The organism is Streptomyces sp. NPDC042102 (assembly GCF_055582305.1).
Genome location: NZ_JBVJDL010000001.1, coordinates 757257 through 769803, shown reverse-complemented (window position 1 = coordinate 769803; position 12547 = coordinate 757257). Strand labels below are relative to the sequence as shown.

The following is a 12547-nucleotide window of genomic DNA, read 5'->3' as shown; positions in this document are numbered from 1 at the left end:
GGCGTGAGGCCAGGACCCCCCTCGGGCCCTGGCCTCACACGTTTCCCGGAGCCGCCCCCGGAGGGCGGCCGCCGCTGCCGTCAGATGCTCACGCCGTGGGAGCGGAGGTAGGCGAGCGGGTCGACGTCCGAGCCGTAGCTCGGGCCGGTGCGGATCTCGAAGTGCAGGTGCGGGCCGGTGGAGTTGCCGGTCGAACCGGACAGGCCGAGCTGCTGGCCGGCGGTGACGCTCTGGCCGACCGAGACCGACAGCTGCGACAGGTGGGCGTACTGCGAGTAGTGGCCGTCGGCGTGCTTGACGACGACCTCGTTGCCGTACGAGCCGCCCCAGCCGGCGGACACGACGGTGCCCGCGCTGACCGCCTTGACGGAGGTGCCGGAGCGCGCGATGAAGTCGACACCGGTGTGGTAGCCGCTGGACCACATGGCCCCGGAGGCCCGGTAGGCGGTGGAGACGCCGCCGCCGACCGGGGCGACGAAGCCGGCCTTGCCCGGGGCGGCGGCGGTGCCGGAGCCCTGGGCCGGGGTCCGGTCGGCGGAACCCCGCTCGGGGGCGGGCGCGACCGGGGCGGGCGCGGCCGGTGCCGACTCCGGGGCGGACTCGACGGGCGCCGACTCGACCGGGGCCGACTCCGGAGCCGACTCGACGGGGGCCGACTCGACCGGAGCCGACTCGACGGGGGCCGCACCCCGGCCCCCGAGGGTGAGCTCCAGGCCCGGGTGGATCAGCGACGGGTCGGTGCCGACGGCGTCGCGGTTGTCGGCGTAGAGCCGCTCCCAGCCGCCGGAGAGGCCGCGGTTCTCGGCGATGCGCGAGAGGCAGTCGCCCTGGACGACGGTGTAGGTGCTGGGGGCCAGCCGGGGCGCCGCGTGCGCGGGGGCGGCCTGGAGGGCGGCCGGCACCTGCGCCGGGAGCTGGGCCGTGACCGGGGCCTGCGGGGCGGCGGCGGGAGCCCCGGCCGCGTTCGCGCCGGTGGCGCCCATCAGCGGCAGCGCGAGGGCCGCACCGCCCGTACCGGCGGCGACGAAACCGCGGGTCAGGGAGCGGGACTTCGGGCGTCGGTGCTTGCCTTTTCCGGGCATGGCGTTTTCCTCTCCGGCGCCTGCGAGGTGAGCTGTCGGGTTCGGACTGGAGCTGTCCGGCCGTATCGCTACGGCTTCACCCCGAGCCATTCGGATATCAAGATCCGATTCGGCGGGCCTACCTGGTTCCCCCGCTCCTGCCAGCACATGAATAGTCGGGTGCGGTGTCCGGATGGTGGCAGGATTCGGCGGTCCATCCGGATCGGTCGTGAACGTAATCCAGCCATGCCGCGCGAAACAAGCCACGAATTCCCCCACGGATTCCCGTTGATGAGAGTTCGACGGAATTCCGGTCACCCTCCGTCCATTCCGCCGCTTCAACGGCCAGCCGCCGCAGGGAATTCGGCCTCCGCGATCAGGCACTCACGGTCACCGTATGATCCTGCTCACGGGGGTGGGAGGCGATCTCCCTTCTCTCCCGGGCACGTTGGGGCCAAGCAGTGCAATTCGGACAACCGCGACGATACGGAGGGGACGCTCGTGACCCAGCAGATACCTCGGACCCGGCCCACGGAGCCGGAACTGACCGGCATACGCAACTTCCGCGACGTGGGCGGGCTGCCGACCACCGACGGGGGGCAGGTCGGTACGGGGCGATTGTTCCGAAGCGGACATCTCGCCCATGCCACCGAAACCGACGCAGAATTCCTCGCGTCGCTCGGCCTCCACACCGTCTTCGATTTCCGCAACGCGGCCGACCACGCCCTCGAGGGGCCCGACGTGGAACTTCCGGGTGTACGGAATGTGAACATTCCCCTCTCCGACCCGGCGGACGGCAAGGAGTTCTGGAAGATGGTGCGCGACGGCGACCTCGGCCAGCTGCGCGATCTGCTCGGCGAGGGCCGGGCGGCCGACCGGATGACGCGGTCGTACCGCGAGATCATCACCCGGCGCACCGCCGAGCACAGCCGCGTCCTGCACGCCCTCGCCGAGGACAGCGTGCCCGCCCTCATGCACTGCGCGGCCGGCAAGGACCGGGCCGGGCTCTCGGTCGCCGTCACCCTCCTCGCGGTGGGCGTCGAGCGCGACGCGATCGTGGCGGACTACCTGGAGTCGAACGCCCCGCACCGCCGCTACCGGGTACGCCGTGGCAGCGAGGCGCCCGAGGCGCGCTCGCCCGAGGTGATGGAGCTGCTGGCCCCGCTCTTCGACGCCCGCGCCGAGTACCTGACCGAGGCCTTCGACGCCATCGAGGAGACCTGGGGCGGCGTGCCGGCCTACCTGGGCGAGGGCCTCGGGCTCGCCCCCGAGACCCTCGCCCGGCTGCGCGAGAAGCTCCTCGTCTGACGCTCACGGCCCGCGCGGGAGGCAGCGCTCACGACCCGCGCGGGAGGCAGCGCCGTCACCGCTGTGCGTCAGTCAGCGCTGTGCGGCGGCCTGCTTCACCAGCGTCCGGCCGAAGTCCCACATCAGCGAGCCCCCGCCGTGCGCGTCGTCCATGACCGCCCGGAAGGCGGTCACGAAGCGGTCCACGTCGGCCTCGTCCACGACGAGCGGCGGGATCAGCTTGATGACCTCCAGATGATCTCCGGAGACCTGGGTCAGGATCCGGTGCTTCTGCAGCAGCGGCACCACGACCATCTGCGCGAACAGCCCCTTGCGGGCCGCCTGGAGCATCGTCCAGCGGCTGCGCAGGCCCAGCGAGGAGGGCCGGCCGAACTCGATGCCGATCATCAGGCCGCGCCCGCGCACCTCGTGCAGCAGCTCGTACTCGGGCACGAGCGCCGCGAGCCGCCCGCGCAAGGAGTCGCCCACCTCCCGGGCGCGGGCGACGAGCGACTCGTTCTCCATCACCGACAGCACCGCGAGTCCGGCCGCCATCGCCTGTGCGTTGGAGCCGAAACTCGCCGAGTGGACCAGCACCCGGTCCATGGACGAGTAGACCTTCTTGAAGATCCAGTCCTTGCCCAGGGTGGCGCCCACGGGGACGTAGCCGCCGGAGAGCGCCTTGGCCACGCACACCAGATCCGGCTCCACGCCCGGTTCGTTCTGGTAGGCGTAGAAATCGCCGGTACGCCCCAGTCCGGTCTGCACCTCGTCGGCGATGAGCAGGGCCTTGTGCCGGTGCAGCAGGTCCTGCGCCGCGCGCAGGAAGCCGGGCGGGGCCGCGTGCACGCCCTTGCCCTGGACGGGCTCGACCACGAAGGCCGCCACGTCGCCGCGCCGCAGCTCGCGCTCCAGCGCCGCCAGATCGCCGAGCGCGATCCGGGTGTCGGGCAGCAGCGGGGCGAAGCCGTCGCGGAAGCCGCCCTCGCCGTTGACGGAGAGGGCGCCGGTGGTCAGCCCGTGGAAGGCGTGGTCGCAGTAGAGGACCCTGGGGCGACCGGTGGCGCAGCGGGCGAACTTCAGGGCGGTCTCGACGGCCTCGGTGCCGCTGTTGCCGAAGAAGACCCGGTCCAGGTGCGGGCTGTACGACAGCAGCCGCTCGGCCAGCAGCCCGGGCAGGGGCTGGCAGTCGAAGCGGGTGAGGTCGGCGAGCTGGGCGTCCAGGACGTCGTGGAGGGCCTTGCGCACGACGGGGTGGTGCCGGCCCAGGCCCATCACGCCGAACCCGGCGAGCATGTCGAGGTAGTCGTGGCCCTCGGCGTCGTAGAAGTGGGCGCCCTCGGCCCGCTCGTAGACCTTGTCGAAGCCGATGGTGTGCAGCATGCGGGGCAGTTGGTGGTTGAGGTGCCGGGCGTGCAGCTCGTAGCGCTCCGCGCCCCGCTCGGCCAGCAGCGCGCCGAGATCGAATTCCTTGCCGGCACCCCCGCCCGGCCCGGTCATGCCGAGGTGTCCCGGTTCCCCGAGACCGTCTCACGGGCCGCCCGCAGGGATTCCTTCAGGGATCCCATGGTGGCCAGGACGGCCGTGGGCTCGTAGCCGCAGTGCGCCATGCAATTGGCGCAGCGCGGGTCCTTTCCGCGGCCGTACTTGCTCCAGTCGGTGTCCTCGATGAGTTCCCGGTACGTCGGGACGTATCCGTCGCTCATCAGATAGCAGGGCCGCTGCCAGCCGAAGAGGGAGTAATTCGGAATGGCCCAGGCGGTGCAGGGGAAATCCGCCTTGCCTTCGAGGAAGTCGAGGAAGAGGGGTGAGTGGTTGAGCCGCCAGCGCCGCCGGTTGCCGCCCGCGAAGGCCTTCCGGAAGAGTTCACGGGTCTGTTCGACACCGAGGAAGTGTTCCTGGTCGGGCGCCTTTTCGTACGCGTACGCCGGCGAGATCATCATTTCGTCGACCTTGAGGTCGTCGTTGAGGTAGTTGAGGACCTCGATGACGGTCTGCGCGGTGTCGGTGTTGAAGAAGGTGGAGTTGGTGGTGACGCGGAAGCCGCGCCGCTTGGCCTCCTTGATGGCCGCCACCGCCTCGTCGAAGACGCCCTCCTTGGCCACGGACTCGTCGTGCCGTTCGCGCAGGCCGTCGATGTGCACGGCGAAGGCGAAGTACGGGGAGGGGGTGAAGTCCTCGATCTTCTTGCGGAGCAGCAGGGCGTTGGTGCACAGGAAGACGTACTTGCGCCGGGCCACCAACTGCCGCACGATCTCGTGGATCTGCGGGTGCATCAGGGGTTCGCCGCCCGCGATGGACACCATCGGGGCGCCGGACTCCAGGACCGCGCCCACGGCCTGGGCGACCGGCATGCGCTGCTTGAGGACCCCGGCGGGGTGCTGGATCTTTCCGCATCCCTCGCACTTGAGATTGCAGGCGTAGAGCGGTTCGAGCTCCACGATGAGGGGGAACTTCTCGCGCCTCCGGAGCTTCTGTTCGAAGAGATAGGTCCCGACCCTGATGGACTGTCGCAGCGGCATGGCCATCTGGCTCACCTCCTGGGGAGCGGCAAAGAACGGTGCCAGTCATAAAAAGCGGGCAGTACGGCACGCAGTACGCGGAAGGCCGATATTCCACCGCGCACCGTGCCGATACGGACGAGCTCATGCTCCGGAGCGTCCACGATCACCCGGACGGCCGCAACCGGACGCCCGCCCGGCGGCGCGCCGGGGCCGTGCAGCGCGCTGCGGAGGGTCGCGGCCGACTCCATGTCGACGGCGATGGCCCCGGTCGCCCGCAGTTCGGCGCGCTCGGCGCCGCGGACGACGTGGTCGGAGCCGGTCAGGACACCGATGTGGACGGTCCGCCTGGGGGCGGCCCGCGCCAGCGCCCCGGCGAGGGTCGCGCTGCCGGCGCAGGTGACGGTGCCGAGCGGGTCGCGGGTCTCCTCGGCGACCACCAGGTCGCCGGGGTGCATGCCGGGGACGAGCCCGGCGCAGAAGCCGGTCGCGACCACGGCGGCCCCGCGCAGCGCGGGTTCGGCGAGGGCCCGGGCCACGGACCGTTCGGCCGCGCGAGGCCCCATGCCGGTCCGTACGACGGTGAGCCGCGGGTGGGTTCCGGCGGCCCGTTCGCCGCTGCGCAGGGCGAGGCGCTCGATGCCGAGGGCGCAGGCGATGAGCAGCGGCGCCGCGGCCACGTCGCCGCAGGGACCGGCGGGCGGGGCGGCGCGGTCCGGCGGGCCGGCCGGCGCGGCGTCCGCGCCGGGCCCGGAGGGCGGGTGCCCGCCGCGGCGGGGCGCCATCAGCCCTCGCTCCGCTCGCCGGGCGGCCGCCGCGCGGGTACGCCGCCGGCCGCCCCCGCCGCGCCGCCTGCGCCCGGCCCGCCGCCCCTCCCCACCGGGGTGCCGGTCCCCACCGCGCTGTCCGTCCCGACCACAGTGCCCATCCGCGCCGCGCTGCCCGTCCCCTTCCCGCTGTCCGTCCGCGCCGCGCTGCCGCCCGCCACCGCGGCGCCCGCCGCGCCGGCGGTGAAGGGTTCGCCGCACAGGTAGCGGCCCAGCGCGGTCAGCGGGAACACCTGCCGGTACAGGTGGTAGTTGATGGAGAAGTCCCAGGGGAAGCCGGTACCGGTGAAGTACGGCTCGTCCCAGGAGCCGTCGGCCGCCTGCGTGTCCACCAGGTACGCGATCCCGCGCTCGACCGCCCTGCCCTCCCGCTCCCCCGCCGCCAGCAGGGCCATCAGCGCCCACGCCGTCTGCGAGGCCGTCGACGCGCCCTTCCCGGCCCACCCCGGATCCTGGTAGGAGCGCTGGTCCTCGCCCCAGCCGCCGTCCGTGTTCTGCACGGACTCCAGCCACGCGACGGCGCGCCGGATCGCGGGATGGGACGGCGCCGTGCCCGCGGCCGTCAGCGCCGGGACCACCGAGCCCGTCCCGTACACGTAGTTGGTGCCCCAGCGGCCGAACCAGGCACCGTTCGCCTCCTGTTCGGCCAGCAGCCAGGCGATGCCCCGGCGGGCGCGCGGGTCGCCGGCCCGGCCCTCGACGGCGAGCATCTCCACGACGTGCGCGGTGACATCGGCCGACGGCGGGTCGATGACCTCGCCGAAGTCGCAGAACGGCAGCCGGTTGGGGAAGGAGCTGGTGTTGTCCGCGTCGAACGCGCCCCACGCGCCGTTGCGCGACTGCATGCCGAGGCTCCACGCGACTCCCCGGGCCACGGCCGCCTCGACCTTGCCCGGCTCCGGGTGCCGGATGCGGCGCAGCGCGAGGACGACCTCGGCGGTGTCGTCGATGTCGGGGTAGTTGTCGTTGTGGAACTCGAACGCCCAGCCGCCGGGGGCCAGTCCCGGCCGGCGCACGGCCCAGTCGCCGGGCCGGTCGATCTCCTCGCCGAGCATCCAGTCGGCGGCCCTGACCAGGGCGGGATGGTCGGCGGGCAGCCCGGCGTCGGCGAGCGCGATCGCGGCCAGGCAGGTGTCCCAGACCGGGGACTGGCAGGCCTCGATCATGCGGGCGCCGTCCTCGCGCCACACGGCGAACCGGTCCAGCGACTCCAGGCCGGCCCGCATGACCGGGTGGCACAGGTCGTAGCCGAGCAGGTGCAGGGCGATCACCGAGTACACGGCGGGCGGCTGGATGCCGCCCCAGCAGCCGTCGTTCTCCTGCCGTTCGACGATCCAGCGGGCCGCGCTGCGCAGGGCGGCCTGGCGCAGCCGGCGCGGGGCGAAGCGGTGGTAGACGTGCAGCGCCTTGTCCATGCGCTGGAAGGCGCCTTCCCAACTGCCCAGCGGAGCCTGCGGCGGGGCGGGGCGGGGATTGCGCGCGTCGGTGTGGAGCTCGTCCAGTGCGAACGGCGCCGGGCGTACCGGGCGTTTGGCGGAGACGACCGTCAGCGGCACGATGGTCTGGCGCGCCCAGCATCCGAAGTCGTAGATGTTCAGCGGCACCCAGGGGGGCAGGAAGACCAGTTCGGGCGGCAGTTGGGGCAGGTGGTCCCAGCTCCACCAGCCGAACAGGGCCAGCCAGATCCTGGTGAAGACCCGGGACGCCGCGATCCCGCCGTGCGCCCGCACCCAGGCCGAGGCCCGCACCATGTGCGGGGCGTCCGGGGCGTCCCCGGCCAGGCGCAGGGCGACGTACGCCTCGATGGTGGCGGACAGGTCGGGCGGTCCGCCGTGGAAGGTGGCCCAGGTACCGTCCTCGCCCTGCTCGCCCCGGATGAACAGGGCGGCCGCGCGGGTGGTGGGCTCGTCCCGGATCCCGAGGAACTGCCGCAGCAGCAGGTCCTCGGCGTCCATGGTGACGTTGGTCTCCAGGTCGCCCTTCCACCACCCCTCGGGGTCCTGGCGGGCGAGGAGGTGTTCCACGGCGCGGGCGGTGGCCGCGTGCACGGCCGCGTGCACGGCCGCGTGCACGGCCCCGTGACCGGGCCCGTCCCCCGCGGCGGGCCGGGCCCGTGGCCGTGGCCGTGCGGTGTCGGTGGTGGTGGTGTCTCCGGCGGATGCGGAGCCCGGACCTGCCGTCCCGGCTCCGTCGTCGGTCGTCGCTGTCATGGCTTCCCCTTCGTACAGTTGCGTCCGCTGCTGTGCTGGGGTCTGCCGTCGGCCGGTGCCCGCCTGGTTCAGGCGGGGGCACCGGCCGGCGACTCGCGCGTCATATCCGCTGCTGCGTGGTGGCGGTCACCTCTTGCGTACGACGACGAAGTCGGCGAGGTCCACCAGGGCGTCGCGCACCCGCTGCGGCATGGCGACGTCGTCCAGGGCCCGGATGGCGACCGCGTGCTGGCGGCGCGCCTCGTCGGCGGTCCAGCGGCGGCCGCCCGCCTGCTCGATGAGGGCGGCGCGGTGGGCGAACTCCTCCTCGGAGAAGTTCTCGAAGTCGCTGCTCTTGGCGTCGGCGGCGAGCAGCTCGGCGAGCTCCTCGGAGGCCGGACCGCCGGCGGCCAGCGCGGCGACGACCGGCAGGGACTTCTTGCGCTGGCGCAGGTCGCTCCAGGTCTGCTTGCCGGTGGCCTCCGGGTCGCCCCAGATGCCCAGCAGGTCGTCGATCGCCTGGAAGGCGAGGCCGAGGTGGTAGCCGTACTCCTCCAGCTTGTCGGCGGTCCGGTCGTCGGCGCCGCCGAGGACCGCGCCGATGGAGACCGCGCACGCGAGCAGCGCGCCCGTCTTGTTGCCCTCCATCTCCAGGCACTCCTCGACGCTGACGCGCTCGCGGTGCTCGTAGGAGATGTCCTGCGCCTGGCCGTCGATGAGCTTGCGGCTGGCGGTGGTCAGGCGGCGGGTGGCGCGGCCCGCGTCGACGGTGCCGAGCTCCAGCAGCACCTCGTTGGCGAGGGCGAACAGGGCGTCGCCGACCAGGATGGCCTGGGCCGGGCCGTGCACCTTCCACACGGTGTCGCGGTGGCGGCGCTGCTCGTCCCCGTCCATCAGGTCGTCGTGCAGCAGCGAGAAGTTGTGGACGAGTTCCACGGCGACCGCGCCGGGCACGCCGACCTCGGCCGGCGCGCCCGCGGCCTCGGCGGAGAGCAGCGCGAGCGCGGGGCGTACGGCCTTGCCGCTGTCGCCGTCCGCCGGGTTGCCCTGGGCGTCGATCCAGCCGAAGTGGTAGGCGGCGACGGTGTCCATGGGCGGGGCGAGACGGGCGATGGCCGCGCGGAGCACGGGCGTCGAGAGGGTGCGGCCGCGCTCCAGGAGGGCGAGGGTGTCCGCGCTCTCGGCGTGCGTCCCACCCTTCGCGTCCGTCGCGTTCCCGGCATCCGGATTCCCCGGGTTCACTGGCTCTCCTCTGGTTCCTGTGGCTGCGGTGCGGGACGTGCTGGTGGTACTCGTGGTGGTCATGCCGAGCTCCTGCTGGGGGTCGCCCCGGCGGAGCCGAGGGGAGGGTTCTCGCGGTGGCGGCCGAGCGCCGAGAGTGCGGCGTGTGCCGCGGCCTGCCCGCTGCGGACGGCGCTCTCCATGGTCGCGGGCCAGCCGGTGGCGGTCCACGCTCCGGCGAGGTAGAGGCCGGGCGCGTCGGTGCGGGCCCCGGGGCGGAGCCGGCCGACGCCGGGGGTGGGGGCGAACGTCGCCGTCCGCTCCCGGGTGACGAAGAAGTCGCGGACCTTGGCGCCGCGCGCGGCGGGCAGCAGCCGCTCCAGTTCGGGCAGGTACGCGGCGCGCAGGACGGACACGGGCTCGTCGATGTGGTCCTGGGCGGCCGACTGGGACAGCGCCAGGTACTGGCCGCCGTCGGTGAGCCCGGAGGCGTCCGTGCGGTCGAAGACCCACTGGACGGGTGTGCCCAGCGCCGCGAAGAAGGGCTGCTTGAGCACCTTGCGGTCGTAGACGACATGGACGTTGAGGATCGGCGCGGTGCCGATGTCGAGGAGCTTGTCGGGGTCGGCGAGCGCTCCGTGCGGCAGCAGGCCGTGTGCCTCGCGCTGTGGTACGGCGAGGACGACGGTGCCGGCCGTCAGGCTGTCCCCCTCGGTGTCCACGCGCCAATCCCCTTGTGCGTCACGGGAGATGGCGGTGACGCGGGTGCGGACTTCGGTCCGGACGCCGGCCGCGTCCAGCGCCTTGCGGGCGAGGGTGTCGTGCAGGTCGCCGAGGGGGACCCGGGCCCAGCCGATGTCGGCGGCCCCGGGCTCGGAGAGCAGCCCGGTCCTGAAGACCATGGCGGCCAGGGCGAGGGAGGACTCCTCGGCGGTGGCGTTGAGGGTGGCGATGCCGACGAGGTCCCACAGGGCCTCGATGGCGCGGGGGGACTGGCCGTAGCGGGCGAGCCAGGTCCCGAAGTCCAGTCCGTCCAGGGCCGGGTCGGCGGGGTCGAGTCCGCGCAGGGCGAGCGCGGCGCGGCCCACGCCCACGCGTTCGGCGAGCGAGAGGTGCGGGTAGCGCACCAGCGAGCTCGCCAGGTGCAGCGGTACGGGCAGCGCGGTGCGGCGCAGCCGGCCCAGTCGCGGCCCTCCGGGGCGGGCGACGTCGAGGACGGGTACGTCGAGCCGGTCCTGGAGCGGGGCCAGGTCGGTGCCCCCGACCCGGTCCAGGAACCAGCGGTAGGCGGTGCAGCAGCGCAGGTAGACGTGCTGGCCGTTGTCGACGGTCAGCTCGCCGCGCTTGAAGGAGAAGGCCAGTCCGCCCAGCCGCGGCCGGCCCTCCAGCAGGGTCACGCGCAGTCCGGCGTCGGCGAGTTCCAGGGCGGCGGTGACTCCGGCCAGCCCGCCGCCGACGACCACCGCACGGTTGCCGGTCATACGCCCTCCAGGGAAACGCGTGTCGTCCCGGCGGACGCGGCGGAGCCGGGCCGGGTTGCGTCACGGTACTGCCGGTTCGTCCCGGTCGTGCGGTATTGACCCATCAGACCCGCCGCCTGGTGTTCTGCCGGGAGATGGTCCGCGCGTCCAGGCCGGACAGTCCGCGCACCGCGACGTACGCCTTCTCCCGCACGGGCAGGGAGACGCGGCCGCGCAGTACGGCCTCCGGCTCGCGCTCGATGCGGTCCAGCAGGCGCCGGTAGATGCCGGCCATGGCGGCGACGCAGGCTCCGCTGCGCCGGTCGAGCATGGGCAGCAGCCGGTAGCCCTCGACGAACAGGGCGCGGGCGCGCCGGACTTCGTGGTGGACGAGCCCGGCGAAGTCCGACCCGGCGGGGGCCCGGTCGGTGTGGAAGCCGTCGGCGCAGCCGAACTTGGCGAGGTCCTCGGCGGGCAGGTACACCCGTCCGTTGCCGGCGTCCTCGCGGACGTCGCGCAGGATGTTGGTCAACTGCAGGGCGAGGCCCAGCGTGTCGGCGTACTCGGGGGCGCGTGCCGCATCACGTGCGCCGGTGGTGGTCCCGAACACGCCCAGCGAGAGCCGCCCGATGGCCCCGGCCACGCAGCGGCAGTAGGCCCTGAGGTCGTCCCAGGTCTCGTAGGTGGCGCCGCGGACGTCCATCAGGACGCCGTCGATCAGCTCGTCGAGTCCTCCGAGCGGGATCGGGAACCGGTCGGCGGCGTGTGCGAGCGCGACGGCGACGGGGTCGGTGTCGTCCTCCTCGACCCGGCCCTCGCGGATCCGGCCGAGCAGGGCGCGGGTCTCCTCCAGCCGGGTGAGCTTGGCGTCGGGCGGGAGCGCGCCGTCGCCGATGTCGTCGACGCGCCGGGAGAAGGCGTAGAGCGCCGACATGGCCTGCCGCTTGTCGGTGGGCAGCAGCCGGATGCCGTAGGCGAAGTTGCGTGCCTGGGAGCCGGTGACGGCCTCGCAGTAGCTGTAGGCGGCGAGTACCGGTGCGGACGCGTGCGTGGGGCCCTCCACGGTCGGGCTCACCCCTTTCTCGGCGCTGGGCGCAGGACGGCGGCCACTTCGCGGAGCAGGCCGGTCTTGGTGGGCCCGGGCGGACCGGGAAGTACGTCGAATTGCGCGTCGGCGACCGCGCGCAGGGCGGCGCGCCCCCCTCCGACGAAGCCCGCGAGGAGCAGGCGCAGCCTGCCGTGCACGCTGCCCACCAGCGGGGTGCCCGTGTCCAGCAGGGTGCGGGCACGTTCCGCCTCGAAGGCGATCAGGGCGCGGACGGAGGCTCCGGCGGAGGGGGCCGCCAGGTCGGCCTCGGTGACATGGAAGCGGCGCAGGTCCTCGGCCGGAAGGTAGATCCGGTCCCGGTCGCGCAGGTCCTCGGCGACGTCCTGGACGTGCTCGACGATCTGCAGGGCGGTGCAGATCTCGTCCGAGCGGCGGATCCGCTCGGGGGTGCTGGTCCCGGTGAGGGAGAGCACCAGCCGGCCGACGGGGTTCGCGGACAGCTCGCAGTAGGCGCGCAGTTCCTCGTACGTCTCGTAGCGCGTGACGTACTGGTCCTGGCGGTTGGCCTCGATGAGGGCGAGGAAGGGCTCGGGGGTCAGGCGGTGCGCGCGGACCACGGGTTGCAGGGAGCGCAGCAGCGGGTGGTGCGGGGCGCCGTCGAAGACGCGCAGCAGGTCGGCCTCGAGGGCGTCGAGCAGCGCGAGGCGGTCGTCGGCGCGGTCGGGGCCGATGCCGAGGTGGGCGGCGTCGGCTCCGCCGGGGGCGAGGTCGCCGTCACCGATGTCGTCGACGAGGCGGGCGTACCCGTAGACGGCCATGAGTCCCTGGCGCCAGGCGCGGGGCAGGAAGGCGGGGGCCACGGGGAAGTTCTCCGCGGTGGCCTTGTCGAGGGTGGCGTGCGCGACGGCGCCGGGCCGGGTGCCGGGCCCGCGGGTCACCGCCCGCCGCCCGGG

Annotated in this window: 10 protein-coding genes and 1 riboswitch; of the genes, 1 reads left to right on the top strand and 9 read right to left on the bottom strand. The window is 73.6% G+C overall.

Going from position 1 to position 12547, the window contains the following annotated elements; translation table 11 throughout:
- Positions 1 to 80: 80 nt before the first annotated feature.
- Positions 81 to 1082, bottom strand: a complete 1002-nt coding sequence (locus tag ACZ6KO_RS03180) for a M23 family metallopeptidase (protein WP_469299276.1) — start codon at positions 1080 to 1082, stop codon at positions 81 to 83.
- Positions 1083 to 1084: 2 nt separating this feature from the next.
- A riboswitch (cyclic di-AMP (ydaO/yuaA leader) is annotated at positions 1085 to 1250 on the bottom strand.
- 312 nt (positions 1251 to 1562) lie between these two features.
- On the opposite strand from ACZ6KO_RS03180, the gene ACZ6KO_RS03175 reads away from it, so the two are divergent.
- Positions 1563 to 2369, top strand: a complete 807-nt coding sequence (locus ACZ6KO_RS03175) for a tyrosine-protein phosphatase (RefSeq protein WP_469299274.1) — start codon at positions 1563 to 1565, stop codon at positions 2367 to 2369.
- Between the two features lie 72 nt (positions 2370 to 2441).
- Here the strand turns inward: ACZ6KO_RS03175 and ACZ6KO_RS03170 are convergent, their stop codons facing one another.
- The 8 genes from ACZ6KO_RS03170 to hpnC form a co-directional block, all read right to left on the bottom strand.
- The gene (locus ACZ6KO_RS03170) at positions 2442 to 3848 is read right to left on the bottom strand and encodes an aspartate aminotransferase family protein (protein ID WP_469299271.1); all 1407 of its coding nucleotides are present in this window, start codon (positions 3846 to 3848) and stop codon (positions 2442 to 2444) included.
- Positions 3845 to 4876, bottom strand: a complete 1032-nt coding sequence (gene hpnH, locus ACZ6KO_RS03165) for an adenosyl-hopene transferase HpnH (protein ID WP_469299268.1) — start codon at positions 4874 to 4876, stop codon at positions 3845 to 3847. Before hpnH ends, ACZ6KO_RS03170 begins: the two co-directional genes overlap by 4 nt.
- 5 nt (positions 4877 to 4881) lie before the next feature.
- The gene (locus ACZ6KO_RS03160; protein ID WP_469299266.1) at positions 4882 to 5634 is read right to left on the bottom strand and encodes a phosphorylase family protein; all 753 of its coding nucleotides are present in this window, start codon (positions 5632 to 5634) and stop codon (positions 4882 to 4884) included.
- Positions 5634 to 7886 (bottom strand): squalene--hopene cyclase, encoded by a 2253-nt coding sequence (gene shc, locus ACZ6KO_RS03155; RefSeq protein ID WP_469299263.1) that lies wholly within the window; start codon positions 7884 to 7886, stop codon positions 5634 to 5636. The genes ACZ6KO_RS03160 and shc overlap by 1 nt, the downstream gene beginning before the upstream one ends.
- 126 nt (positions 7887 to 8012) lie before the next feature.
- Positions 8013 to 9107, bottom strand: coding sequence for a polyprenyl synthetase family protein (locus ACZ6KO_RS03150; protein WP_469299262.1), 1095 nt, complete (start codon positions 9105 to 9107; stop codon positions 8013 to 8015).
- Positions 9108 to 9166: 59 nt separating this feature from the next.
- On the bottom strand, positions 9167 to 10567 hold the full coding sequence (gene hpnE, locus ACZ6KO_RS03145; RefSeq protein ID WP_469299258.1) for a hydroxysqualene dehydroxylase HpnE: 1401 nt from the start codon (positions 10565 to 10567) through the stop codon (positions 9167 to 9169).
- Between the two features lie 103 nt (positions 10568 to 10670).
- Positions 10671 to 11621, bottom strand: coding sequence for a presqualene diphosphate synthase HpnD (hpnD, locus tag ACZ6KO_RS03140; protein WP_469299255.1), 951 nt, complete (start codon positions 11619 to 11621; stop codon positions 10671 to 10673).
- Positions 11618 to 12532, bottom strand: coding sequence for a squalene synthase HpnC (gene hpnC / locus ACZ6KO_RS03135; protein ID WP_469299251.1), 915 nt, complete (start codon positions 12530 to 12532; stop codon positions 11618 to 11620). Before hpnC ends, hpnD begins: the two co-directional genes overlap by 4 nt.
- Between the last annotated feature and the right edge of the window lie 15 nt (positions 12533 to 12547).